At 72.8% G+C, this 23,511-nt stretch carries 24 protein-coding genes; 11 read left to right on the forward strand and 13 right to left on the reverse strand.

Translation table 11 applies throughout. The features are described from left to right. Positions 1–23: 23 nt before the first annotated feature. Positions 24–1,529 carry an alpha/beta fold hydrolase gene (locus IL992_RS42240; RefSeq protein ID WP_193208908.1) on the reverse strand — a complete coding sequence of 502 codons (1,506 nt, stop codon included), beginning with the start codon at positions 1,527–1,529 and terminating at the stop codon, positions 24–26. Between the two features lie 258 nt (positions 1,530–1,787). Here IL992_RS42240 and IL992_RS42245 point away from each other — a divergent pair, with 258 nt between their 5' ends. Continuing rightward, positions 1,788–2,462: a pyridoxine/pyridoxamine 5'-phosphate oxidase gene (locus IL992_RS42245; protein WP_319019174.1), complete on the forward strand. Its 675-nt coding sequence runs from the start codon at positions 1,788–1,790 to the stop codon at positions 2,460–2,462. A 58-nt stretch (positions 2,463–2,520) separates the two neighbouring features. On the opposite strand, the gene IL992_RS42250 is transcribed toward IL992_RS42245, so the two are convergent. Then, positions 2,521–2,991, reverse strand: coding sequence for a MarR family winged helix-turn-helix transcriptional regulator (locus tag IL992_RS42250; RefSeq protein WP_193208910.1), 471 nt, complete (start codon positions 2,989–2,991; stop codon positions 2,521–2,523). A 54-nt stretch (positions 2,992–3,045) separates the two neighbouring features. On the opposite strand from IL992_RS42250, the gene IL992_RS42255 reads away from it, so the two are divergent. Further along, positions 3,046–4,308, forward strand: coding sequence for a multidrug effflux MFS transporter (locus tag IL992_RS42255; protein WP_193208911.1), 1,263 nt, complete (start codon positions 3,046–3,048; stop codon positions 4,306–4,308). A gap of 37 nt (positions 4,309–4,345) precedes the next feature. Here IL992_RS42255 and IL992_RS42260 read toward each other — a convergent pair whose 3' ends face one another. The 3 genes from IL992_RS42260 to IL992_RS42270 form a co-directional block, all read right to left on the reverse strand. After that, entirely contained in the window at positions 4,346–5,065 is a 720-nt protein-coding gene (locus IL992_RS42260) for a hemerythrin domain-containing protein (protein WP_193208912.1), read from the reverse strand. 169 nt (positions 5,066–5,234) lie between these two features. Next, positions 5,235–5,621 carry a VOC family protein gene (locus tag IL992_RS42265; RefSeq protein WP_193208913.1) on the reverse strand — a complete coding sequence of 129 codons (387 nt, stop codon included), beginning with the start codon at positions 5,619–5,621 and terminating at the stop codon, positions 5,235–5,237. Beyond that, complete coding sequence (locus tag IL992_RS42270; RefSeq protein ID WP_193208914.1) at positions 5,618–6,391, reverse strand: arsenate reductase/protein-tyrosine-phosphatase family protein; 774 nt, start codon at positions 6,389–6,391, stop codon at positions 5,618–5,620. The genes IL992_RS42265 and IL992_RS42270 overlap by 4 nt, the downstream gene beginning before the upstream one ends. A 166-nt stretch (positions 6,392–6,557) precedes the next feature. Between IL992_RS42270 and IL992_RS42275 the strand changes: the two genes are divergently transcribed. The 7 genes from IL992_RS42275 (at position 6,558) to IL992_RS42305 (ending at position 13,677) form a co-directional block, all read left to right on the forward strand. Then, positions 6,558–7,817: an APC family permease gene (locus IL992_RS42275; protein ID WP_193208915.1), complete on the forward strand. Its 1,260-nt coding sequence runs from the start codon at positions 6,558–6,560 to the stop codon at positions 7,815–7,817. Between the two features lie 40 nt (positions 7,818–7,857). Then, the gene (locus IL992_RS42280) at positions 7,858–8,598 is read left to right on the forward strand and encodes a MerR family transcriptional regulator (RefSeq protein WP_193208916.1); all 741 of its coding nucleotides are present in this window, start codon (positions 7,858–7,860) and stop codon (positions 8,596–8,598) included. Between the two features lie 77 nt (positions 8,599–8,675). After that, positions 8,676–9,071 (forward strand): GntR family transcriptional regulator, encoded by a 396-nt coding sequence (locus IL992_RS42285; RefSeq protein ID WP_319019175.1) that lies wholly within the window; start codon positions 8,676–8,678, stop codon positions 9,069–9,071. Beyond that, positions 9,068–9,958, forward strand: coding sequence for an ABC transporter ATP-binding protein (locus IL992_RS42290; RefSeq protein WP_193208917.1), 891 nt, complete (start codon positions 9,068–9,070; stop codon positions 9,956–9,958). The genes IL992_RS42285 and IL992_RS42290 overlap by 4 nt, the downstream gene beginning before the upstream one ends. Next, positions 9,955–11,016, forward strand: a complete 1,062-nt coding sequence (locus IL992_RS42295; protein WP_193208918.1) for an ABC-2 transporter permease — start codon at positions 9,955–9,957, stop codon at positions 11,014–11,016. The genes IL992_RS42290 and IL992_RS42295 overlap by 4 nt, the downstream gene beginning before the upstream one ends. Then, complete coding sequence (locus IL992_RS42300; protein WP_193208919.1) at positions 11,013–12,446, forward strand: S41 family peptidase; 1,434 nt, start codon at positions 11,013–11,015, stop codon at positions 12,444–12,446. The genes IL992_RS42295 and IL992_RS42300 overlap by 4 nt, the downstream gene beginning before the upstream one ends. A 46-nt stretch (positions 12,447–12,492) precedes the next feature. After that, positions 12,493–13,677 carry an alpha/beta hydrolase family protein gene (locus IL992_RS42305; RefSeq protein WP_193208920.1) on the forward strand — a complete coding sequence of 395 codons (1,185 nt, stop codon included), beginning with the start codon at positions 12,493–12,495 and terminating at the stop codon, positions 13,675–13,677. Positions 13,678–13,692: 15 nt separating this feature from the next. Here IL992_RS42305 and IL992_RS42310 read toward each other — a convergent pair whose 3' ends face one another. The 4 genes from IL992_RS42310 to IL992_RS42325 all read right to left on the reverse strand — a co-directional run bounded on the left by IL992_RS42310 (position 13,693) and on the right by IL992_RS42325 (position 17,527). After that, positions 13,693–14,604 (reverse strand): phosphotransferase family protein, encoded by a 912-nt coding sequence (locus tag IL992_RS42310; protein WP_193208921.1) that lies wholly within the window; start codon positions 14,602–14,604, stop codon positions 13,693–13,695. 136 nt (positions 14,605–14,740) lie between these two features. Beyond that, positions 14,741–15,625 carry a fructosamine kinase family protein gene (locus tag IL992_RS42315; RefSeq protein ID WP_319019176.1) on the reverse strand — a complete coding sequence of 295 codons (885 nt, stop codon included), beginning with the start codon at positions 15,623–15,625 and terminating at the stop codon, positions 14,741–14,743. A gap of 71 nt (positions 15,626–15,696) precedes the next feature. Continuing rightward, the gene (locus IL992_RS42320; protein ID WP_226874787.1) at positions 15,697–16,497 is read right to left on the reverse strand and encodes a putative protein N(5)-glutamine methyltransferase; all 801 of its coding nucleotides are present in this window, start codon (positions 16,495–16,497) and stop codon (positions 15,697–15,699) included. Between the two features lie 142 nt (positions 16,498–16,639). Further along, a complete protein-coding gene (locus IL992_RS42325; RefSeq protein ID WP_193208923.1) occupies positions 16,640–17,527 on the reverse strand; it encodes a sigma-70 family RNA polymerase sigma factor in 888 nt (295 codons plus the stop codon). A 65-nt stretch (positions 17,528–17,592) separates the two neighbouring features. Between IL992_RS42325 and IL992_RS42330 the strand changes: the two genes are divergently transcribed. Next, positions 17,593–18,318, forward strand: coding sequence for an FMN-dependent NADH-azoreductase (locus IL992_RS42330; RefSeq protein WP_193208924.1), 726 nt, complete (start codon positions 17,593–17,595; stop codon positions 18,316–18,318). A 6-nt stretch (positions 18,319–18,324) separates the two neighbouring features. On the opposite strand, the gene IL992_RS42335 is transcribed toward IL992_RS42330, so the two are convergent. Next, complete coding sequence (locus IL992_RS42335; protein ID WP_193208925.1) at positions 18,325–19,374, reverse strand: DUF418 domain-containing protein; 1,050 nt, start codon at positions 19,372–19,374, stop codon at positions 18,325–18,327. Between the two features lie 538 nt (positions 19,375–19,912). Between IL992_RS42335 and IL992_RS42345 the strand changes: the two genes are divergently transcribed. Continuing rightward, positions 19,913–20,140, forward strand: coding sequence for a transposase (locus IL992_RS42345; RefSeq protein WP_226874788.1), 228 nt, complete (start codon positions 19,913–19,915; stop codon positions 20,138–20,140). Between the two features lie 189 nt (positions 20,141–20,329). On the opposite strand, the gene IL992_RS42350 is transcribed toward IL992_RS42345, so the two are convergent. The 3 genes from IL992_RS42350 to IL992_RS42360 are packed head-to-tail and all read right to left on the reverse strand — an operon-like array spanning position 20,330 to position 23,423. Next, positions 20,330–21,913 (reverse strand): ABC transporter permease, encoded by a 1,584-nt coding sequence (locus tag IL992_RS42350; protein WP_193208927.1) that lies wholly within the window; start codon positions 21,911–21,913, stop codon positions 20,330–20,332. Further along, complete coding sequence (locus IL992_RS42355; protein WP_193208928.1) at positions 21,910–22,800, reverse strand: ABC transporter ATP-binding protein; 891 nt, start codon at positions 22,798–22,800, stop codon at positions 21,910–21,912. The genes IL992_RS42350 and IL992_RS42355 overlap by 4 nt, the downstream gene beginning before the upstream one ends. Further along, entirely contained in the window at positions 22,797–23,423 is a 627-nt protein-coding gene (locus IL992_RS42360; RefSeq protein ID WP_319019180.1) for a TetR/AcrR family transcriptional regulator, read from the reverse strand. The genes IL992_RS42355 and IL992_RS42360 overlap by 4 nt, the downstream gene beginning before the upstream one ends. Positions 23,424–23,511 lie beyond the last annotated feature (88 nt).

The following is a 23,511-nucleotide window of genomic DNA, read 5'->3' on the forward strand; positions in this document are numbered from 1 at the left end:
GTACGGCGGGCCGCCGGGCTCTGTCAGCAGGCGACGTCGGCGGGCGGGAGCGTCCCGGTGGTGAGAAAGGCGTCGACCTGGCCGTTGAGACAGGCGTCGCCGAAGGCGGGGTAGGGCGCGTGGGTGTGCGCGTCGATGGTGACCGTGCGCGAGCCGCGGATGCCTGCCGCCACGGCACGGCTGTTGGCGATCGGCACCGCCACGTCCCGCAGCGCCGCGGTCACCAGAACCCCGGGCGCCCGGCCGGCCGGCAGCCGCACCGGCTCGTCCTTGACCCGGGGCCAGAAGGCGCACGGCGTGATGTTGGCGTTGGCCGGGCCGAACAGCGGATACCGCGCGCTGTAGGAGGCGAGATCACGCCGGTAGTCGCGGGGATCGCGCGGCCAGGGGCCGTCTCCGCACCGGTAGGCGATGTTGGCCGCCGTGTGGTTGTCGGCCGGGACGCCGGGCACCCCCGCGGGCGGCAGCGGGCGGACGGGGAACGGCACGTACGGCTCCCGGCCGGCGGCGAGGTCGCCGAACGCGGCCGCTATCAGCCCGAAGGAGCGCTCGTCGTAGATTCCCGCCACGAGCAGCGCCCCCAGTTCGCCCGACGTCCAGGCGTGGCCCGTGACGACGACCGGGGCCGTCGCGGCGCGCCGGATCAGCCCCGCGACGGTGTCGGTGACCTCGCGTGCGGTGCCGCCGAGGCCGTACACGGCGTCGTGCTCGGCCGCCCAGGTGGCGAAGGCGGCCGTCCCGGCCTCGAACGCCGGGGTGCGCGCCAGTTCGTACGGCCGCCACGCGGCCTCCGGGTTCACGGGGCTGTCCAGCACGAACCTGTCCACCCGTTCGGGGAACAAGGCGGCAAAGACCGCCCCGAGCATGCCCGCGTACGATCCGCCGAGGTAGGAGATCTTCTCCTCGCCGAGCGCGGCCCGGATGACGTCCATGTCCCTCGCGGCGTTCGCCGTGGTGGCGTACGGCAGGGCCCACCCGGCGGCCCGCACGCAGTCGCGGGCGTACGCGCGGGCCTCGGCCGCGTCGGCGGGGAAGCTACCTGGGGTGGCCGTGCGGACCCAGTAGCCGCCGGGCTCCTCCACGGTCCGGCCGCAGCCGATGGGCGTGCTCCGCTCGACGAATCGGATGTCGAAGCCGATCAGGTCGTAGCGCGCCCGCACCTCGGGGGACAGCATGGGCGCCAGGCTCGACGGCAGCGGCACGCCCGGCCCGCCGGGGCCGCCTCCGGTGGTGAGCAGCACGCCGCGGCGCCGGGACGGGTCGGTCGCGGGCAGCCGCGAGATCGCGGTCGTTATCGTTCGGCCACGGGGGCGGCGGTGGTCCAGCGGCACGGCGACCTCCGCGCAGCGCAGGGCGGGGTCGCCGGTCCCCGCGCAGTCGCCCCAGCGCAGCTCCTGCCGGGAGAAGTCCGGCGTGCCCACTGCGCCGGCCGTGCCCACTGCGCCCGCCGGGGCGGCCGGCGCCAGGCAGGCCGCTATCGCGAACGCCGCCAGAAGGACTCTTCGCGACGTGCCGGCGCAGTGCGTCATGCCGTACAGCCTCCGTCCTGATCATCGCGGATACCGCCACGATGACCGGCGAAGTGCCGCTCGCCAACGATCCGGGGTGCCGCATACCGGCCGCCGGGGGAGTGCGCGCTGTTCCCGGGCACGGGCCGCACGCCCGCACCCTGAAACTTTCCGCGGGCCTGGAGCTTAGGGGGCCGGTGAATGGGCGCCGCGCTCGCGGTGGTAGGCATGGCTGTGGCTTCGGAGATCACCGTCGCGGTTCGAGGTGGAGGAGCGATCGTGGGGGAAAACGGTCCGGCGGGTTCGATTCGTGATCTGTTGCGGGGGCTTCCCGTCTTTGACGCCGAACTGCCGGGGTTCGACGTCGACGCCGCGCCGTCCGATCCGGTCGCCCTGTTCGTGGAATGGCTGACCTCGGCCGTCGAGGCCGGCGTGCGCGAGCCGCATGCCATGTCCCTGGCGACGGCCGACGCCGGCGGACGGCCTTCTTCCCGGGTGCTGATCTGCAAGGACCTCGGGGCGGACGGCACCTGGTATTTCGCGACGAGCGCGGGCAGCCGTAAAGGACGGGAGCTGGCCGCCACACCGTACGCCGCTCTGGCGTTCTACTGGCCCGAGCAGGGCCGTCAGATCCGGGTGCGGGGCACGGCCTTCGCGGCGGACGCGCAGCGCAGCGCCGCCGACTTCCTCGCGCGGTCCCCCGGCGCTCGCGCGGACGCTCTGACCGGCCGCCAGTCGCAGGTCCTGGACAAGCCGTCCGACCTCGAAGCCGCCCTGCGCGCGGCGCACGCTCAGATCGAGGCCCACCCTGAGGTGGTCGCGCCGGGATGGACTCTGTACGGCGTCCGCGCCGAAGAAGTCGAGTTCTGGCAGGCCGACCACGACCGCCGTCACATCCGCCTGCGCTACACACGAGAGGATGCCGCCTGGGCGAGACACCGCCTGTGGCCTTGACCGGGTGAGGAACCCGCGCCCGCGGTCGCCCCGGGTCGGAGCCGGAATCAGGAGGGCGTCACCGTGAGCCGTCCTGGGCGGCCGTGTCACGTGTGCGCAACGCGCGCTCCAGCGCACGCAGGGCGGGGACCGCGTCGAGCAGAGCCTGCGCCTGGTGATCGGGAAGCTCGGCGAGGACCTCGTCGAGGACCTTGGCCCAGGTCTCCTCGATGCGCCGGGAGCCGGCCACGGCCTTGGGCGTGGGCAGCACACGGCCGGCGCGCCGGTCCGCAGAGTCGCTCTCCCGCTGGACCAGTCCCAGCTCGGCCAGATGCCGCAGCGCCGTGCTGACGTTGCTCGGCTTCATCTGCAACTCGGCGGCGAGCCTGCCGGGGCTCACGCCGGGCTCCCGGACGATCGCACGGATCATGTCCGCCTCGGAGGCGGGCAACGGTTCGAGGCCCGACCGGACGACGCCCGTGCGCAGCAGCGTGCGCGAGGTGTCCCGGAGAGCAGGCATGAGGTCCCGGAGCACGGCGAGGCGGTCCACACGTACATCGTAGGATATTTATGCATTTATAAGTATCCGCGTTGAGGGAGTGTCATGTCCCCCGCTTCGCCGCCTCCGACCGGCTCCGGGGTCTCCCGGCCTCTGCTCGCCGTGCTGGCCCTGCTGTCGGCGGTGGCGCCGTTCGCCACCGACATGTACCTGCCGACGTTCACCGACATGGCGGCCGACCTCCAGACCGGCGCCTCCAGCGTGCAACTCACGCTCACCGCGTTCTTCGTCGGGATCGCCACCGGGCAGCTCGTCATCGGACCACTGTCCGACCGGTTCGGGCGGCGGCGGCCGATCCTGCTGGCCACCACCGTGGCCGTGGCCGCCTGCGTCGCGTGCGCGCTCGCGCCGAACGTCTGGTCGCTCATCGTCTTCCGGTTCGCGCACGGCTTCGCCGGCGCCGCCGGCGTCGTGGTCGCCCGCGCCGTGGCCGCCGACCGCACGAGCGGCAGGGAGACGGCCCGGCTGTTCTCGCTGCTGGCCGCCATCGGCGGCGTCGCCCCCGTCATCGCTCCGCTGGCGGGCGGCCTGCTGGCCGCCGCCGGCTGGCGCAGCGTCTTCTGGGTGCTGGCCGCCATCTCGGCGCTCATGCTGATCGGCGCGGTCCTGGTCGTCCCGGAGACGCTCCCGCCCGCACGCCGGCATGGGGGCGGGATCGCCGCCACCGGCCGGGCCGCGCGGCGCCTGCTCGCCGACCGCGGATACCTCGGCTACACCTTCGCCTTCGGCTTCGGGTTCGCCGGGCTGATGGGGTACATCTCGGCCTCGCCCTTCGTCGTGCAGAACGTGCTGGGCCTGTCGACCACCGCCTACACCGTGACCTTCGCGGCCAACGCGCTGGGCCTGACGGCCGCCAGCGTCGCCGGGGCCCGCCTGCTGCGCCGGTTCTCCCCCGAGCGGCTGCTGCGCGTCGCTCAGGGCGCCGTGCTGGTGCTGTCGGCCGTCCTGCTCGCGACGCTGGCCGCCGGTTTGCCGGCCGCCGCCGTGCTGCCGGTGCTGTTCCTGACGGTCAGCTGCTTCTCGCTCGTCATGGGCAACTCCTCGGCGCTGGCCGTCGGCCGGGCGCCGTACGCCACCGGCACGGCCGCCGCCGTGCTGGGCGCGCTGCAGTTCGCGTTCGGCGCCCTGGTGGCGCCGCTGGTCGGCGTGGGAGGAGAGGGGACCGCCCTGCCGATGGGCGTCACGCTGGTGGTCAGCGCCGTGCTGGGCATCGGCGCCCACCTGGTCGCCGCGAAGGCGGCTCCCGTCGCGCCGTCCACCTCGGATGCCGCCTCCGAAGCCGCGCCCGCCGAAGCGGGGCGCGGTTGACGAGCGGCCGCGGAGGCGCCGAGCCGGTCGGGGCCCGTCACCCGGGGGGAGTGAAGCGGGACAGGTCGTAGATGCCGAGCGCCTTCTCGATGTCGGCGACCTGGTCGACCACCCCCTCGAAGCCGCGCGGCCCGAAACGCCGGTGCTCCTCGTCTTCGAAGACCTCGCCCAGGCGGAGGAACTCCTTGGCGGGCACGACCTCACGGAACGCGGGGAACACCACCGTGTCCTCCCGCGCCTCGTGCGGCTCGTACATACGGACGAACGCCGCCATGTCGGCGACCAGAGTATGGGCGGCCCTGGCCCCCGTCGTACGCCGGGTGGCGGCGAGGATGCGCCCGGTCAGCTCGCGTCCTCTGCGGTGTTGCAGCAGCAGGACCGAGACGGTGCCGGTGAGCCTGCCGGCCTCGCGCAGCCGGGGGAAGACGTACTTCTCCTCCAGGTGCTCGTGGTAGTCCTCGACGAAGCCGCGGATGATGCGGGCGGCGGCGTTGAGCGACCGCGCGGGCGCCCGCTCGCCGCTTTCGATCCGCCGGATGCCCTCCCGGTAGACCAGCAGGAGCCGCTTCAGCACGCCGTGCTCGCGCATGAGGTCTTCGGGCGGCGTCACCTCCGCCTCCTGCTCAGGAGCATACGGAGCCGCCACCGCAGGGGCCGCGCCCCCGGGGGCTGTGACGGTCACGGCTCCCGCCAGGGCGGCGGTGGACAGGCCAAGCAGGTCGCGGCGGCGCACCACCGGTGAATCACGATCGTCCACGCCGTCTCCGTCCTCGTCCGGTCGGGTTCCGCCCGCGTGCTCGCATGCGATCGGAGACTCCCCCGCACGGCCGTACGCCACCCCTCGGCGCGGGTAAACGATTCACCCGCCCGGCCGGCCGGGATGTTCGACGGAGCGCCGGACGCGGCCAGTCCTGGCTGGCCGCAGGTCAGGACCGAACGGCGGGCTGGAACAGCTCGACGAGATTCCCGGCGGGGTCGGGGAGCAGGATCTGCCTGCCGCCGGGGCCGGTGACCACCTCGCCGTGGAACGACAGGCCCGCGGCCTGCAGCCGGGCGATTTCGGCGTCCAGGTCGTCGACGACCAGTTGGATGCGGTTGCGGCCCGCGCCGGTGGCCTTGGCGGGTGTGGCGCGGGCGCCGGAACTGGCGGGCCCGGACAACAGCAGCCGCAGCGGCCCGCGTACCACGTCGGCGAAGGCGGGTGCGGCGCTGCTGTTCAGGGTGAAGCCGAGATGGGCGGTGTAGAAGCCGACGGCCGCCTGGACGTCGTCGACGAGGTAGCGGACGCTGGCGTAGTGGTCGGTCACCGTCATGAGTGAGCCTCCGGAGTCTGAGCCAGGACGGGCAGTAGGTAACGGATGCGCATGTCGATGTCCGCCGCCGCTCGGCCGAGCGCGGCATAAATGTCTTGCTCCGACTGGCCCGCCGCGGCCGGGTCCGGGGTGCTCCAGTGGATCCGCCGCGCGTGGTCGCCGAACTCGGGGCAGGCTTCGCGGGCCTTGTCGCACAGGGTGATGACGTAGTCGAACCGGCGACCGCGCAGCGTGTCCAGATGGCGCGGCCGCCGGTCGGCGATGTCGATGCCGTACTGCTCGCGCAGCACGCGTACGGCGTGCGGGTGCACCCGTGCTGCGGGCCGACTGCCGGCGCTGGTCACGGTCACGCGATCGGCGGTGTGATGGCGCAGCAGAGCTTCGGCGATCGGTGAACGGGCGCTGTTTCCCGTGCAGGCGAACAGCACCGAGAGCCGGGGCCACCGCGGCGGAGGCGCCGGCGGCTCGGGGACGCCGCGCAGTGCCGGATGCAGGGCGGCCCCGGCGCCGGCCAGGGCCTGCGCGCAGCGATCCAGGTTGAGCCGGTAATAGCTGTCGCGGCCGTCGCGGCTGCTGCGTGTGGTGGTGACAAGGCCGCCGTCGCGCAGCAGCCGAAGGTGGTAGGAGACCAGGTTCTGCGGCGCTCCGACCAGCGCCATCAGCTCACGGACCCGCAGGTCGCCCATGACGAGCTCGGTCAACAGCCGCCAGCGCAGCGGATTGGCGGCCAGGCGCACGAACGCCGGAACGGCTTGATCGGACGACGCCATGACCCGGACAATACATCAAAGGAATTTGATGGAACATCCCCGAGAAGTCAGGTCCCGGCCACGGCCTCGTGGCGTGCCCGAAGCGGGCGCTGAGCTCGCGGTGGTCACGCCGGGCGCCCTCGCGGGGGCAGTACGGTGATCGATGTCGGATCAGTGGAGGTAGGCGATGGCGCGCACTCCGGCAGGCGCCGGGCAGGGGCCGCTGGAGCGCCGGCTGGGCCTGACCGACGCCGTGGTCATCGGGCTGGGTTCGATGATCGGCGCGGGGATCTTCGCCGCCCTGTCGCCGGCGGCGCGCGCGGCAGGGTCCGGGCTGCTGCTCGGGCTGACGGCGGCGGCGGTGGTCGCCTACTGCAACGCGACCTCCTCGGCCCGGCTGGCCGCACGCTACCCCGCCTCCGGCGGCACCTACGTGTACGGGCGGGAGCGGCTGGGGGACTTCTGGGGCTACCTGGCGGGATGGGCGTTCGTGGTCGGCAAGATCGCCTCGTGCGCGGCGATGGCGCTGACCGTCGGCTCCTATGTCTGGCCGGAGCAGGCCCACGCGGTGGCGGTGGCGGCCGTGGTGGCGCTGACCGCGGTCAACTACGCGGGGATCCGCAAGAGCGCCTGGCTCACCCGGGTCATCGTCGGGGCGGTCCTCGCGGTGCTGGCCGCCGTGGTGGTCGCGGGCCTGACCTCCGGCGCCGCGGACCCGGGGCGGCTGGACGTCGGAGCCGACGCCACCGCCGGCGGCGTGTTGCAGGCGGCGGGTCTGCTGTTCTTCGCCTTCGCCGGTTACGCCCGCATCGCCACGCTCGGTGAGGAGGTGCGGGACCCGGCGCGGACCATCCCCCGGGCGATTCCGCTCGCGCTGGCCGTCACCCTCGTCGTCTACGCGGCGGTCGCGGTGTCCGCGCTCGCCGTGCTGGGCGGCGCGGGACTGGGCAACGCGGTCGCACCCCTGGCCGCCGTCGTGCGGGAGGCCGGGCACCCCGGCCTGGCCCCGGCCGTACGGGCGGGCGCCGCGATCGCCGCGACCGGTTCGCTGCTCGCGCTGATCCTCGGGGTGTCCCGCACCACGCTGGCCATGGCCCGCGACCGGCACCTGCCGCACGCCCTGGCCGCCGTCCATCCGCGCTTCACGGTGCCGCACCGCGCCGAGCTCGCCGTCGGCGCGGTCGTGGCGATCCTGGCCGCGACCGCGGACCTGCGCGGCGCGATCGGGTTCTCCTCCTTCGGCGTGCTGGCCTACTACGCCGTCGCCAACGCCAGCGCCTGGACCCTCGGCCCCGGTGAGGGACGGCCGCCGCGGGCCGTGCCCGCCGTCGGGCTGGCCGGGTGCCTGATCCTGGCCTTCGCCCTGCCGGTGTCCTCGGTGATCTCCGGGGCCGCCGTGCTCGCCGCCGGCGCCGCCGTCTACGCCCTGCGCCGGACCGTAAGCTGACGATCAGGACTTGAGACTCGCAGGGGATTATCATGTGCGGATGCGACCCGAAGCCTCAAGTCCGGTGAGCCGGAGGGCGCTGCGCCCGGTCGACCTGGCGCGGGAGGCAGGAGTCTCCACCCAGCAGATCCGCAACTACGCCGACGCGGGAATCCTCCCGCCTGCCGAGCGGACGGCCGCCGGCTACCGCAGGTTCGACACGCGGCACCGCGAGGCCCTGCTCGCCTACCGGGCGCTGGCCAAGGGGTACGGGTGGGAGGCCGCCCGTTCGATCATGCTGGCGGTGCACGACGGCGACCTGGCGGGCGCGCTCGCCCTCGTGGACGCCTGCCACGCCGCGCTGCATCAGCAGCGGCTCGCCCTGCGGGCGACGGGGGAGGCACTCGAAGCGGTGGCCGGGCAGGACCCCGGCGGCGCGGCGGCGCCGCAGTCCGCCCTGCGCATCGGGGAGGTGGCCGCCCTTCTGGGCGTACGCGCCTCGGCGCTGCGGGTGTGGGAGGCCGCCGGGCTGCTGACGCCGCAGCGTGAGCCCGGCACCGGCTACCGGTGGTACGGCCCGGCCGAGGTCCGCGACGCCCGCATGATCCTCATGCTGCGGCAGGGGCGGTATCCGCTGGCGCGGATCGGGGACGTGCTCGACGGGCTGCGCCGCACCGGCAGCACCGAGGCGCTGCGCGCCGCCCTCGCCGAACGCGGCGCCGCCCTCGCCTCTACGGCCGTCGCCATGCTCGAAGGATCGGCCCGCCTGCACGACTACGTCGCCGGCGCCGCCGCGCGCTGACAGGCCTATCCAGTGATCCTTACGACCCCTTAACATCTAGGTACCTAAAGTGCTATGAACCTAGATGGATAGAGGTTGTGGTGATCGAGTTCTACCTGGACGGCCGGTCCGGTCTCTCGCCCTACCTGCAGCTCGTGCAGCAGGTGCGGCACGCGCTACGGCTGGGCCTGCTGCGTGAAGGCGATCAGCTTCCGACCGTCAAGGACGTGGTGGCACGGCTGGCGATCAACCCGAACACGGTGCTCAAGGCCTATCGGGAACTCGAGCACGAGGGCCTGGTGGCCGCCCGGCCGGGGGTCGGGACGTTCGTGACCAGGACGCTGGCCGGAGCCTCGCTGGCCGCCCACGGCCGGCTACGTCAGGACCTGCGCCGATGGCTGGCCAAGGCCCGCCTGGCCGGCCTCGACGACGACGACATCGAGGCCCTGTTCATGACCACCTTCCGGACCGCCTCTCAGGAGGACATCGCGTGAGCACCGTCCTGCAGGCCCGCGACCTGGGCAAGAAGTACGGCAAGCGATGGGCGCTGCGCGACTGCACCATCGACATCCCGGCCGGGCATGTCGTCGGGCTGGTGGGCCCCAACGGTGCAGGCAAGACCACCCTGCTCAAACTGGCCGCCGGTCAGCTGACGCCGACCTCGGGAAGCATCACCGTGCTCGGCGGCCATCCCACGGGAGACCCGGCACAGCTGGCCAGGATCGGATTCGTCGCCCAGGACACCCCCGTCTACGCGGGGCTGAGCGTCGCCGACCATCTGCGGCTGGGCGGCCGGCTCAACCCCGGCTGGGACGCCGCACTGGCGCGAGACCGCGTCGAACGCCTCGGCCTCGATCTCCGGCACCGGGCGGGGAAGCTGTCGGGCGGGCAGCGCGCCCAGCTCGCCCTCACCCTGGGCCTGGCCAAACGGCCCGAGCTGCTGATCCTGGACGAGCCGGTCGCCGCGCTCGACCCGCTGGCCCGCCGCGAGTTCCTGCAGGGCCTGATGGAGGCCGTCGCCGAGCATCAGTTCAGCGTGGTGCTCTCCTCCCACCTGGTCTCCGACCTGGAGCGGACCTGCGACTACCTGATCGTGCTGGTCGGCTCGCGCGTGCGGGTGGCGGGGGAGGTCGAGGAACTGCTGGCCACCCACCACCGGCTCACCGGCCCGCGGCGCGACCCCGACCGGCTCTCGGCCGATCAGCACGTCGTCTCCGCCAGCCACACCGACCGGCAGAGCACGCTCATCATCCGCACCGACGCCCCGATCCACGACCCCGCTTGGACCGTCAGCCAGGTAACCCTGGAAGACCTCGTCCTGGCCTACATGGACGAACCCGCCCCTGCCCACCTGCGACCGGCCCTGGAGGTTCAGCGATGATCTGGCTGACCTGGCGCCAGTTCCGCGGCGCGGCCGCGGCGACGGCCGCCGCGCTCGTCGTGCTCGCCGTCGCCCTGACGCTGACCGGGCCGGAACTGGCCTCCGACTACTCCGCCGGCATCACCGCCTGCGCCCGGGACGGCGGCTGTGCGCACTTCTTCGACCGGTTCTTCGACGACTACCAAGCCCCTTTCCAAGCCGCCACCGTCGTCGTGCTGGTTCTTCCGGCCCTGATCGGTCTCTTCTGGGGCGCGCCGCTGATCACCCGGGAGCTGGAGGCCGGCACGCATCTGCTGGTGTGGAACCAGAGCATCACCCGCGCCCGCTGGCTGGCCGTCAAACTCGCGTTCACCGGCGTGGCCGCCGCGGCGGCCGCCGGGCTGTGCAGTCTCGCGGTGACCTGGTGGTCCGCCCCCCTGGACAAGTCCGCCGCGCCGGGCTTCACGCTCATGGATCCCCTGGTGTTCGGCGCGCGCGGCATCGTCCCCATGGCCTACGCGACGTTCGCGTTCGTGCTCGGCGTGACCGTGGGGCTGATCGTCAGACGCACCCTGCCCGCCATGGCCCTCACCCTGGCCGTCTTCGCGGCGGTTCAGATCGTCATGCCGCTGACGGTCCGGCCCCACCTCCTCCCTCCGGTCAGCTCATCCTTCCCGCTCGGCCCGGAGAACGTGGACTCGTTCAACAAGTCCAGCGACAAGGAGTTTCCGCAGGTGCTCCTGGATTCGGCGATACCCGGGCACACGGGCGCCTGGGTGCTGTCCAGTCGCCTCACCGATCCGTCCGGACGCGTGGTCGGCGGCGACGGCGCCCCCGCCACCGTTCGCGTGTCCATGACGTCGGGGCCGTGCGCGCCGTCCCAGCAGTCCCGGGATCCGGGACAGGGCTTCGACGCCTGCCTCGCCGAGATCAACCGGCTGGGCTACCGGCAGGAGGCGACCTACCAGCCGTTCGAGCGCTTCTGGCCGTTCCAGTGGATCGAGACCGTGATCTACGCCGTCGTCACCGCCGGCCTCGCCGTGCTCTCCTTCCGGTGGATCCGAAGGCGCCTGTCATGACCGCCAAGTCCACGGCGGCCGGGCTCGCGCTCTTCCTGACGGTCGCCTGCACCGCGATGACGCCGCCGCGCACCCAGCCCGCCACGGCGACCGTCGGGGGATCACCCGTGTGCGCCGAGCCCCAGGGAAATCCCTCGCCGGAGACGCCCACCACGATCGACATCGTCGAACAGGCGTACTTCTGCATCCTCGCCAACTACTACAGCGGGTCCACGCTGGACAACCGCTCACTGCTGACCGCGGGGTTCGCCGCCTTCGCTCAGGAACTCAACCGCAGCGGGCGCGACCTGCCCGAGGCCACGATGCCTGCGTTGACCGGTGACCGCCACGCCGACTGGGCCGCGTTCGAGACGGCGTACCGGCGCGTCACCAGCCGGCTGCCGGACGACGCCGCCCTCCAGGGAAAGCTGGCCGCCGCCACCCTGCAGGCCATCGTGGCGGCTCTGGGCGACGACCACGCCCGCTGGACGCACGGAGTGAAGCGGCCGCCGGACTCCTACGACGGCGACCAGTACGGCCTGGGCCTGCGCGCCAACGTCGGCCCCCAGGTGAGCGTCAACCCCGGGACCGCCCTGCCTCCGCTGTTCGTGACCGGCGTCCTGGGCGGACCGGCGAAGGCCGCGGGGCTTCGCCCGGGCGACGTCGTCGAATCCGTCAACGGATCGGCGCCCTTCATGGGCCAGGCGGTCACCCCGGCCGCCGTCGCCGCGCTGTATCCGCATTATCCGGAGGCCGGGCCGGTCCGGCTCCGCCTGCTGCGGCAGAAGACCGGCCGGCGCTGGACCGTGACGCTCAAGCCGAGCCTCTACCAGCCCGATCCCGCCGCCGTGCAGGTGGTGACGTCCAAGCTTCTGGAGGACGGCATCGCCTACGTACGGCTGAGCGGTTTCGCCTCCGACATCGCGAACCGGGTCCTCAGGACGATCTCCAGGATGAGGACCGGCCGCACGCTGACCGGTGTCGTTCTGGACCTGCGCGGCAACGGCGGCGGCAGCCCCGACGAGGCGAACAGGCTGCTGGGCGCGTTCGCCCACGGCAAGGTGACCGCGTACCAGTGCGCCGTGGACGGCACGTGCGAAACCATGAGGACCGACGACAGCGTCGCGCTGCTCAACCTGCCGCTGGTGGTGCTCACCGACCGCGGCTGCGCCTCGGCCTGCGAGCACTTCAGCTCCGCCGTCAAAGACCTGCGCCTCGGCCGGCTGGTCGGAACGCGAACCGCGGGCGCCGTCTCGGGCCCGGCGCGGCCGTACCTCCTCGACGACAACACCACCCTGACGTTCCCGTCGACGCGCCACCTGGCGCCCAACCGCGAGGTGATCGACCGGGTTGGCGTGGCACCCGACCACTACGTGCCGCTGACCCCGCAGGACGCCGCCGCAGGGCGCGACCCCGCCCTCGACGAGGCCCTGAACCTGCTGCACAAGTGACCGTCGCGCACGTGAGCACGTGCCGCGTGGAAGGACGGACCGCTTCATGAATCATGCCGTCAAGGGCCTGGCGGTCGCCGGGCTGGTCGTCCTCGCCGCGGCCGCCTGCGCCGCGCCGGCCCCGCCCAGGACCGTCGCCGCCACCGCGGCGTCGGCCGCGCCCACCGGTGCCGCTGCCCTGCCCGCGCCTACCGGCCCTCATCCGGTCGGCGCCACCACCCTGTATCTGAAAGACACCTCCCGCCCCGAACCGTGGGTGCCCGAAGCGAAGGCCAGGGAGCTCATGGTCACCTTGTGGTATCCGGCTCAGGCGGGGGAGGGACCGCGGGCCCCCTACATGACCGCGAAGGAGTCCGAGCTCACGCTGAATGGCAAGAGGGTGACCGGCGTGCCGTACGACGCGCTGAGCCGCACCCGCACCAACGCCGTCGAAGACGCGAAACCGGCCGGGCGCCAAGGCAGCCTGCCCCTGGTGGTGCTGTCGCCGGGGTTCACCATGCCCCGCAGCACGCTCACGGCCCTGGCCGAGGAACTGGCCAGCAGGGGGTATGTGGTGGCCGGCGTCGACCACACCTATGAGAACTACGCGACGACGTTCCCGGACGGGCGGGTCGCCGAATGCGTCGCGTGCGACAGCGAAACCGACCCCGGCTTCGGCACGAAGGTGGCCGGGGTCCGCGCTGCCGACGTCTCCTTCGTGCTCGACCGGCTGACCGGGCCGGACGCGAAGTGGGAGGGCTCCTCCCTGATCGACCCGTCCGAGATCGCGATGGCCGGACAGTCGATCGGCGGGGCGGGCGCGGTGGCGGCCATGCTGAAGGACTCCCGGGTGCGCGCCGGGATCGACATGGACGGCACCACCTACGCCCGGATCCCAAAGGGCGGGCTGTCGCGGCCGTTCCTGTTCATCGGTTCGGCCGGTCACCAGCCCGCAGGCCGCGACAACTCCTGGGACCGCGACTGGAGGCTCCTGACCGGATGGAAGCGCTGGCTGGTCCTGCCCGGCGCGGACCACCAGTCCTTCACCGATGTGCCGCTCCTGGCGGGCGCTCTCGGCATCGCCGTCCCGGGCGGCCTGTCCGCGGCCCGCTCCGTGGAGATCACCCGCGCGTACGTCCGCGCCTTCCTCGACCGGCACCTGCGTCACGAGCCGCAACCCCTGCTGGACGAGCCGTCGCCGCGCTACCCGGAAGTGCGTTTCTGCACCCCGGGCACCGCGGCCTGCCGATAGCGGGGCGCTCCCGGCCTACAGGGCCCACCAGTGCGCGGCCAGGCAGTCGAGGGTGGGCCGCGGCGGCGCGGGCAACCGGGTCAGATACCAGGCGAGGCTGCTGTACCGATGCAGCAGGGCGTAGGCCAGCAGCCTCCTGCTCAGCTGTTCGCCCAGGTCGGACTCGCGGTAGCCGTACGCGAGGAGCAGACGGCGCAGGATGCCCGGTTCTGCACAGGAGAAGAACAGCCCCACCGAGGCGAACTCGTACTCCCGCGCGCCCCGCATCGCCGGTTCGAAGTCGAACAGGCCCGACAGCCGCCAGCCGTCGCCGTCCCGCACCACCCTCAGGTGCTCGCGCATGACCTCCGTGTGCAGCAGCACGGGCGCGGACGGCGGGAGTTCGACGCTGTCGAGGAAGGCCGGGATCTGCTCCAGCCACGCCTCGTCCAGCCCGTCGGCCCGGTGGTGGGCCACGCACGCCTCCCGCCGCGTACGGAGGAAGCCGTCCCAGTCGTCGGGGCCCACGACCGCGTCGACGACGGGGGAGGAGGAGACCGAATGGAGCGCCGCCAGCGTCTCACCCACGGCGGCGGCGAGTTCCATCCGGTCCTCTCGCTGGATGCGCGGCCACGCCACGGCGAGGCTCTCGCCGCGCAGGCGCGTCATCAGGATGTAGCTCCACCCGTCGAGCCGTCCCGCTTCCACGACCCGGGGCGTCGGGATCGGCAGGCGTCCCTCGACGGCCCGCAGGACGGTCAGCTCGGTGTCGTATTCCTCGGGCAGGTAGACCTTGGGGTAGAGCTTGAGCACATGCCGGTCGCCCACCGCGTAGACCGGCAGCGACCCGTCGGCGAAGCGCTCGACGTGTTCGCCGCCGAGCCCGAGATGTTTCAGCAGGGCCGACACGGCCGGGCCGAGACGGGACTCGTCCCGCCGGACGGCCATGAACTGCTCCTGGGTTTCAGCCGGCGGTAGCCGCACATCGGAAAGCACCGCCCGACAATAGACGAGGGCACCCGAAGCCGATCAACTGGTTTTCCCGCGGCAACCACCGCTGCGTTCCCCGTGTTCTCAGCTGGGCTCACGGCCTGCGCCGGAACGGGGCGAGCGTGGCGCGCACGAGGTCGGCAGCGCCCCAGTCGGGCTCGAACTGGGCGATCACGGCCAGGTGCTGGCGTAGCTGGAGGATCGGCATGCGTTCGCGCCAGTCGCGGTCGAGCCCGGTCAGCTCGGCGTACAGCTCGAAGAACACGTGCGCCTCGGGCGGCGGCGCCGTCGTCCAGAGGTGTGCCAGGTCGACCTCGGCCCACGTGTACGACACGGCCGGGTCGATCAGCGCGGGCCGCCCATCGGGGGTGGCCATGACGTTCAGCGCCCACAGGTCGCCGTGCGTCAGGCACGCGGGCCTGACCGGCAGCAGCTCGGGCAGCCGGTCGCACAGCCGCTCCAGCGCCGCCCGGTCCGCGGTGTCGAGCGCCTCCTGGACGCGACGCTCGCCCAGCCAGCGCAGCAGCCGGTGCTGGGCGAAGAACTCGAACCCGTCGTCATCCCAGGTGTTGACCTGCCGACGGCGGCCCAGCCAGTTGTCCCGGTGCCACCCGAAGCGGGGATACCGCGTGGTGGTGTGCAGGTGGGCGAGCGCGTGCGCGAACCGCTCCCAGAAGGCCTCGGTGCCCGGCCGGGGCTGCAGCACGGACAGCACGAGCAGGTCGCGGTCCGCGAGGATGATCTCGGGCGTGGCGACGCCGGCCGTCTCGCGCAGCGCGGTGAGCCCTTCGGCCTCCGCGGCGAAGGCGTCGTCCGACGGCGGCTCGCCGAACGCCTTGACGAACACCGACGTGCCGTCACCGCGGCGCGCGAGCCCGGCGGTCGCGGCGAGGCCTCCAGTGGCCGGCTCGACCGCGACGACGTCGGTCAGGCCGGCCGCGTGCAGGCGTTCCAGTAGGAAAGAAGTCGCTTCTGTCACGGATGCTCCTCCACTCCCCGATGGTCCGGACAAGGGCATCCGGAGCCGATCAACCGGTTATCCCACGGCCGTCATCTGTGCGCGCCGCCCGGCCGGGTTCCGATCACGGTGGTCGCGTCCAAATCCTCGTCGTGCGTCAGGCGGGCGTCGAGTCCGGCGCGGGTGACGGCGTCGGTGGTCTCCCGGGCCTGGCCCTCGCTCGTCTCCACCAGCAGGTGGCCGCCCGGCGCGAGCCAGCCGCCCGCCCCGGCGACGACCCGCCGTACGATGTCGAGCCCGTCCGCCCCGCCGTCAAGTGCGACCTGCGGCTCGTGCACGCGCGCCTCCGGCGGCAGCAGCCCGATCGCGCCGGTGGGCACGTACGGCGGGCTGGCGACGAGGACGTCCACCCGGCCCCGCAAGGCGACGGGAAGGGCCGCGTACAGATCGCCCTCGTACACGTGGCCACCGGCAGGGGCGAGGTTGCGGCGGGCACAGCGCACGGCGGCGGGGTCGACGTCCACGGCGTGCAGCTCGACCGGCCCGACGGCGGCGGCCAGCGCCGCGCCCATCGCGCCCGAGCCGCAGCACAGGTCGACGACGACGGCGCCCGGCCGGGCGAGCGTGGCGGCCTGGCGGACCAGGAACTCGGTGCGCGGCCGGGGCACGAAGACCCCCGGATCGACGGCCAGCCGCAGGCCGCAGAAGTCGGCCCACCCGAGGACGTGTTCCAGGGGCAGGCCGGCGGCGCGCCGGTCCACCATGTCGTCGAGCTCCGCGGGCGTACGCGCGGCGGAGGCCAGCAGACGGGCCTCGTCCTCGGCGAACACGCACCCGGCGGCCCGCAGCCGGGCCACGATCGAGGGAAAAGCGGGGGAGAAGGACAATGACAAGGGAGAGCCTTTCGGTGTGCCGAGGGCGCTCCCGCGGTCGCCTGTCTCTACGCGGCCGTACGCACGGGGAGAAGGGAGCACCCGACCTGTTCAGCGGTAATGGGGCTCACCTCCTCGCGTCGTCGCCGCCGTGACCGGCACCCTACACCAGAAGGGCGAGGTCCAGTGCGCGCAGGCGTACGGGGTCGGCCACCACGTCGATCTCGGCGATCCGCTCGTCCTCGACCGCCAGGGCCAGGGCGAGCAGCAGCCGGCCGCGCGGCGCCACCACGACGCCCACGGCACCGTTGACGAGCGCCGGTTCGGCGAACCGGGCCCGGCGGCCGAGGACGACGGTCTCCCGCGCGACCGCCCGCGCGCCGCGCACCACCGTCGGCACCCCCGGGGGCAACGCGGCCGGATCGGCCCGGCGCACCACTCCGGGCGCCAGCACCGCCATCAGCGCCTCCATGTCGCCCTCGCGTGAGGCGGTGAGGAAGGCGTCCACGACGCGCCGGTGCCGCGCGGCCTCCGCGCCGGCGGCCTCGGGCCTGCCCCGCAGCCGGTGACGCGCCCGGCTGGCGAGCTTCTTGGCGGCCACCGGCGACCGCCCCAGGATGGGGCCGATCTGGTCGAACGGCACGGCGAAGACGTCGTGGAGCACGAACGCGACCCGTTCGGCGGGAGCCAGCGTGTCCAGCACCACGAGCAGCGCCCGGCCCACGGAGTCGGCCAGCACCGCCTCATGCTCCGGGTCGCCCGCGCCGTCCCCTGCCTGGTCGTCGCCCACCAGGTCGTACGGCCCCGGCGCCGTCTCCTCCCGGCGGGCGGCGCGGGCGCGCAGCATGTCGAGGGACACGCGGGAGACGACCGTGGTCAGCCATCCGCCCAGGTTCGCGACCCCGCCGACGTCGGAGCGGCTCAGCCGCAGCCAGGTCTCCTGGACGGCGTCGTCGGCCTCGCCTCCGGTGCCGAGCATCCGGTGGGCGACCGCGCGCAGATGAGGACGGTAGGTCTCGAACAGTTCCGCCAGCCCGTCGTGCTCGCCCATCGGTCACCTTTCCCCCGCGTGCCTCGTCAACCACCATGACGGACACGAGGCAGGAGAGGTGACAGGTGACGTCATTGCTGCATGTCGATTCCAGCGCGAGCCTTGCGGGCGATTCGGTCACGCGGCGGCTGACCGCGTCGTTCGCCGAGGTCTGGTGCCGGCGGCACGGCACGAGCGGATACCGCTACCGGGATCTGGCGGCCGACCCCGTGCCGCTGGTGTCGCACGCCTACACGACGCTCGGCCGCCGGGTGGAGCGGCAGGGCGTCGTCGCGCTCGCGCGGGTGGCCGCGATGGCCACCAGCCCGGCCGAGGAACGCGAATGGGCGCTGACGCTGCCGCTGATCAGGGAACTGCTGGCGGCGGACACCGTGCTGGTCGGCGTCCCGATGTACAACTTCACGGTGCCCGCCGCGCTCAAGGCGTGGATCGACCGGGTGACGTTCCCGGGGGCGTACGTCGATCCCGCCACCGGGAACAGCCGCCTGCGCGGCACGACGGTGGTCGTGGTCGCCGCCCGGGGCGGCGCCTACGGTCCCGGCACCCCGCGGGAGGGCTTCGACTTCCAGACGCCCTACCTGCGGACGTACTTCCGCGAACTGGGGGTGGCCGAGGAGAACCTGCACGTCGTGCAGGCCGAGATGACCCGCGCCGGGGACGTCCCTGCGCTGGCCCGCTTCCGGGAGCTGGGGGACAGGTCGCTCGTGGAGGCGTACGCCTCGGTGAGCGCGCTGGCCGGGGAAGGGGAGGATGATCGGGTGTTCCCGCAAGCCCTGGGCTCGCGACCGTGACGCCGTCTACTCCCGGCGGAGGGGCGGGCGGCGGGCCCAGGTGGCCCATCGCCACAGCCATTCCAGCGGGCCCTGCCGGTAACGGCGCAGCCACAGGGTGGACCACACCCACTGGACGGCGAGGATGACGCCGGCGATCAGAGGCACGGCCGAGGCGGGCCAGGTGTGCGGCGGGCCGTCGAGGGCGCGGCTCGCCGCCAGCACCAGGACCGTCGCGGACAGGTAGTTGGTCAGCGCCATCCGCCCGAGCGGCGCGAACACGGCCCGCAGCACCGGCCGCAGTGGGGTCCTGAGCACAACCAGCAGGGCGCAGACGTACACGCCGGCGATCAGCAGCCCCGCCCCGGCCAGTGCGATGCTGAAGCCGCGGTCGGCCGAGTCGAACCGGGTCTGGAGCCACAGCACGGGCGCCGCGGCGGCGGCCAGGACCAGCCCGAGCGTGGCCGGCACGCGCGCCGACTGCTCCAGCCGGTCGATCACGCCGTACCTCACCAGTGCCGAGCCCAGCAGGAACAGCCCGGCGATCAGGGCGAAGCGGTCGCCTCCGACGAGCAGCGACACCGCGACGAACGCGGGAGCGAGGGCGGCGACGGCCAGGCGGGGCAGCCAGGTCGAGGGGAGCAGCACCAGCAGGCCGACGACGGCGTAGGTGCTCAGAATGTCGCCCTGCCACAACAGCACGAAGTGCGCCACGCCGAGCGCGAGCAGCACCAGGAGCCGGCGCAGCAGAACCACGCGCGGACGGGCGGTACGGGCGGCCGCGGAGTCCAGCAGCAGCGAGAAGCCGACGCCGAAGAGCAGGGAGAAGATCGGGAAGAAGCGCTGCTCGACGAGCAGGCCCAGCCAGGCCGCCTCGCTGCCCCCGGGAGCGGACGGCGCGACGAACGCGCCGGTCGCGGCGATCGGCTGGACGTTCGCCAGCAGGATCCCGCATAGCGCGAACCCGCGTACGACGTCGAGTGCGGCGATGCGCGGGCGGCCCGCGGAGGTGGTGGCGTGGCCGGTCCCGCCGGGCCTTGGGAGCGCGGCGGGGAAGGTGGGGTTCTCACGGTGCATGGGAGTTCATCCTGCGGGCGGCGGCTCTCCACCGTTATCGGCTGGAAGCATGGTTCGCGCCGCCCGCGACCGTACTTCCGGCCGATTCGGAGGCCGGGCTCAGCGCGGCGGCACAGGAGACGCGGCCAGTCCGGCCAGCAGGCCACCGGCGGCGCGATCAGCTCCGCCGTGACCGCCCGCCCTTTGGCCGCGCCGGCCGGGCTCATCCGCGCCAGCAGGTCGAACAGGGTCAGATCGGCATCGTCCAGGACGCATGCCTCTGCCCATGACCGAGAACGCGTCCCAGGGATCCGCCAGCTGGAAAGCCACCGTCCAAGGCCCTCGGACAGGCGGTGGCCCAAGACGTCGGGCTTCCGCCGAACGAGGATCTGCATGTCCTCCGCGGCCGGGTCGCCGAACTCGAGGGACTCATCCAAAGCCTGCGCGATCAGGTCTGCGGTCTCACCGACGACCTCTACGCAGCCCGCGCAACCAAGCGAGAGCTGAAGGCACGCCTCAATGGTCGTCCTTGAACTCGGCGATGATTTGATCTTGAATCGTGAAGGGCGGAATCTGCCCGGCGATCGTGGACCAGTTACACGCCCAGGGTGTGCCGGTCAAGGACGTGGCGCGGCTGTCCCCGCTGGGCCACGCCCACCTCAACTGCCTGGGCCGCTACGCGATCGCCTCCTCGGCCCCGGACAAGGGTCTGCGGCCGCTCGGCACGGCGACGTTACCCAAGGCCAACCCCGCCAGTGCCACTGTCGTGGACGAGGACGGCGTCTGAAGCGCGGGCCGTTCGAATCCCGGGACGGCACGTGGGCCACTGGTGAAGTTGGCGGTCACTGATCTATTTGTTGTCGATGCGTTCTACGGCTGAGCAACGGTGGCCAGGTTCACCACGCGGACGCCGCCGTCCTGCGTCCAGAAGATGAACACCGCTGGCTGTCGGCTATCAGCGCCTCTCTGGGGCTGTTCAGGCGGAGGGCATCAGGTCGCGGCGGCGCAGGAACGCCAGCCCCGCCGTGGTCAGGGTGATGGCTACTACGGTCAGCCCCAGCAGCGACGCAACCGGTGACGAGGCGCCGCTCAGCAACATCGCTGGCACGTGCACGAACGGCGAAAGGTCCAGAATGATCCCGGTGGCCAGTTTGAATTCCGCCAGCAGGTCCACGACCAGGAAGAGGCCGAGCGCGGTCCAGCTCACGGCCGCCGCCAGCCGTGGCAACAGGCCGAACATCAGCGTCGCGATCCCGGTCATGGTCCAGACCGCGGGGAGGTAGGCCAGCGTGGCCCCGGTGACGCGGGCCACGTCGCCGTCGAAGGTGAGCCCCGCCGCCGCGCCCAGCACGGTCAGCAGCAGCACCGGGCTCACGACGGCGAGTACCAGGTGGCTCAGCGCCCAGCGCAGCCGGCCGACGGGGGTGGACAACAGCAGTTCGGCCCGGCCCGCCGCCTCCTCCGTACGGGCGCGCAGCGCCGACACCAGTGCCGCTCCCGCGACGAGCTGGCTGAGCACGTACATCACGAACGTGAAGAACACGTCCGAGAGCCGGGCCTCGGCGCCGCCGAGAGTCGCGGCCAGCTCCCGGAACTGCGGCGTGTCCAACTGGGTGTTCAGCCCGCGTGCCGCCACGCCGAGCAGGGCGCCCAGCGCTCCGAATCCGATCGCGAAGCCCGCGAGCGTGCTGCGGTGCAGGCGAGCGGCCAGGCTGAACGCGCCCGGCAGGGTTCCGCCGGCGGGTCCGGGGCGGGCGGGAATCAGGCCGCTGGCCACGTCACGCCGTGTGGACAGTGCGAACGCGACCGCCGTCAGGGCGGCGACGAACACCGCGATCAGCCCCAGCACCCACCACTGGTCCCCGGCGTAGGGTCTGGTCAGCCGGACCCAGCCGAACGGCGACACCCAAGCCAGCCAGCCGACGTGACCGGCGTCGGCCAGCGAGCGCAGCGCGAACAGCAGGCCGCCGGCGGCGAGCGCGATGCCGCGTGCCGTCCCGGAGGAGGCGGTGAGCTGCCCGGTGACGGCGGCCACGGCCGCGAACGCCCAGCCGCCCGCGGCCGTGGACAGCCCGAACAGCAGCGAGGAACCCGCGGGCAGGCCGCCCGCGACCAGGGCGGGCACCGACAGCAGGCCCAGGAGCAGGTTGGCGGCCAGCACGGCCGCGAGCGCGGCGGCCAGCGGGGCATGACGGCCGATGACACCCGAGGCCAGCAGCTCGCGTCGGCCGGTCTCCTCCTCGACCCGGGTATGCCTGATCACCAGCAGGATGCTGACGAGCCCGCCGATCAGCGCGAGGGAGGAGCCGAGCGTCCAGGCGGTCAGGCCGCCGACGCTCGCGTCGTAGATGGGGCCGCGCATCGCCAGCTGCGCCGGATTGCCCGCCGAGGCGGCCGCGAAGGAGTCGCGGGCGGCCTGGTCGGCGTACAGGTCGGTGGTGGCGGAGGCGATGCTCGCCGGCAGCAGTGCGCTGATCACGATCCACACCGGCAGCAGCACGCGGTCCCTGCGCAGGATGAGCCGGATCAGTGTCCCTGTGCCGGTCATGGTGCCGGTCATCTGGCGGCTCCCTCGTAGTGGCGCAGGAACAGTTCCTCCAGCGTCGGCGGCTGCGTGGTCAAGGTGCGTACGCCCGCTCTGGCGAGCTCGGCGAGCACCGCGGTGAGCGCGTCACCGTCGACCTGGCAGCGCAGCCGCGCGCCGTCCACGGTCAGATCGTGTACGCCGGGCAGGGTGGCCAGCCCGGGAGCGGGCCCGATCAGCTCGGCGGTCACCGACGTGCGGGTGAGGTGGCGCAGGTCGGCCAGGCTGCCGGACTCGACGGTATGGCCGGCGCGGATGATGCTGACGCGGTCGCACAGCGTCTCCACCTCCGACAGGATGTGGCTGGACAGCAGCACGGTGCGGCCGTTGCGCTTCTCCCGCAGGACGCACTCGTTGAAGACCGCCTCCATGAGCGGGTCCAGACCCGAGGTCGGCTCGTCGAGGATCAGCAGTTCGGCGTCGGAGGCGAACGCGGCCACCAGCGCCACCTTCTGCCGGTTGCCCTTGGAGTAGGTACGGCACTTCTTGCGCGGGTCGAGCTCGAAGCGCTCCAGCAGCTCGGCGCGCTGCCTGGGGTCCAGGCCGCCGCGGGCCCTGCCCATCAGGTCGATGACCTCGCCGCCGGTCAGCGAGGGCCACAGGGTGACGTCGCCGGGCACGTAGGCGAGCCTTCGGTGCAGTTCGGTGGCGTCGCGCCAGGGGTCGCCGCCGAGTAACGCGACCTGGCCGCCGTCGGCGCGCATCTGGCCGAGCAGGATACGGATGGTGGTGGTCTTGCCGGCACCGTTGGGCCCGAGAAAGCCGTGCACCTCGCCCGTCTTGACGGTGAGGTCGAGCCCGTCCAGGGCCTTGGCCCGGCCGAAGCTCTTGACCAGGCCGCCCACGTGCACTGCGGCGTTCATCGTTGTCCCTCGACCTTCTCGAGGCCCGTCCGCGCCTGGTCGAACAGCTCGCGGCCGAGGAATTCCGGTCTGATCAGATCGAGCTGGGCCTTGCCGACGCGTACTGCGCCTTGCGGGGCGTACAGGTCCGTGCCCAGCGCGCGGGAGACGTGCTCGTGCAGCACCGTGATGCCGAGCTTCATCGCGGTCAGCACGGTCGCGCGGGCGCGATGGTCGGCCTCCGAGCGGTCGTCGTCGGCGAGATGCTCCTCCGTCACGCTGACGAGTTCGTCGAACATGGCGGCGGCTGCGGGGGAACCGTCCACAAGCGCGCGGCCGAGGTATTTCATCAGGGGCGGCGCGGTTCGATGGACGTTCTCGATGAATTCGGGCTTGTCCAGGTTGTGGTCGGTGACGCCTACGGTGACCTGCTCGCGCAGGTAGCTGAGGACGTACTCGTCGCAAGCCTGTCTCAGCGCTTCCTTGGTGCCGAAGTGGTGCTGCACCAGGCCGGGCGAGACTTTTGCGGCCTCGGCGATCCCACGGATGGTGGTGGCCTTGACCCCCTGCTCGGCGAACAGCGCCATCGCAGCGTCGCGGATGCGGGCGCGCGTCGTCAGGTCCTCTTCAGAAATTGGTCGCACGTCCAAGAGTCTATACAAACGTATCGGTCGCCATACGAACGTTCAGCACATCAACCACCACAGGTCGCGACCTCCGACCAACGCATCT

The organism is Microbispora sitophila (genome assembly GCF_014892245.1).
Lineage (GTDB): Bacteria > Actinomycetota > Actinomycetes > Streptosporangiales > Streptosporangiaceae > Microbispora > Microbispora siamensis.

Coding starts and splice junctions, on each gene's coding strand:
- IL992_RS42300 (WP_193208919.1), top strand. CDS start 11,013: ATGACCGCCAAGTCCACGGCGGCCGGGCTCGCGCTCTTCCTGACGGTC.
- IL992_RS42270 (WP_193208914.1), bottom strand. CDS start 6,391: ATGGCGTCGTCCGATCAAGCCGTTCCGGCGTTCGTGCGCCTGGCCGCC.
- IL992_RS42240 (WP_193208908.1), bottom strand. CDS start 1,529: ATGACGCACTGCGCCGGCACGTCGCGAAGAGTCCTTCTGGCGGCGTTC.
- IL992_RS42295 (WP_193208918.1), top strand. CDS start 9,955: ATGATCTGGCTGACCTGGCGCCAGTTCCGCGGCGCGGCCGCGGCGACG.
- IL992_RS42275 (WP_193208915.1), top strand. CDS start 6,558: ATGGCGCGCACTCCGGCAGGCGCCGGGCAGGGGCCGCTGGAGCGCCGG.
- IL992_RS42305 (WP_193208920.1), top strand. CDS start 12,493: ATGAATCATGCCGTCAAGGGCCTGGCGGTCGCCGGGCTGGTCGTCCTC.
- IL992_RS42335 (WP_193208925.1), bottom strand. CDS start 19,374: ATGCACCGTGAGAACCCCACCTTCCCCGCCGCGCTCCCAAGGCCCGGC.
- IL992_RS42280 (WP_193208916.1), top strand. CDS start 7,858: ATGCGACCCGAAGCCTCAAGTCCGGTGAGCCGGAGGGCGCTGCGCCCG.
- IL992_RS42255 (WP_193208911.1), top strand. CDS start 3,046: ATGTCCCCCGCTTCGCCGCCTCCGACCGGCTCCGGGGTCTCCCGGCCT.
- IL992_RS42350 (WP_193208927.1), bottom strand. CDS start 21,913: ATGACCGGCACCATGACCGGCACAGGGACACTGATCCGGCTCATCCTG.
- IL992_RS42325 (WP_193208923.1), bottom strand. CDS start 17,527: ATGGGCGAGCACGACGGGCTGGCGGAACTGTTCGAGACCTACCGTCCT.
- IL992_RS42310 (WP_193208921.1), bottom strand. CDS start 14,604: ATGGCCGTCCGGCGGGACGAGTCCCGTCTCGGCCCGGCCGTGTCGGCC.
- IL992_RS42265 (WP_193208913.1), bottom strand. CDS start 5,621: ATGACGGTGACCGACCACTACGCCAGCGTCCGCTACCTCGTCGACGAC.
- IL992_RS42355 (WP_193208928.1), bottom strand. CDS start 22,800: ATGAACGCCGCAGTGCACGTGGGCGGCCTGGTCAAGAGCTTCGGCCGG.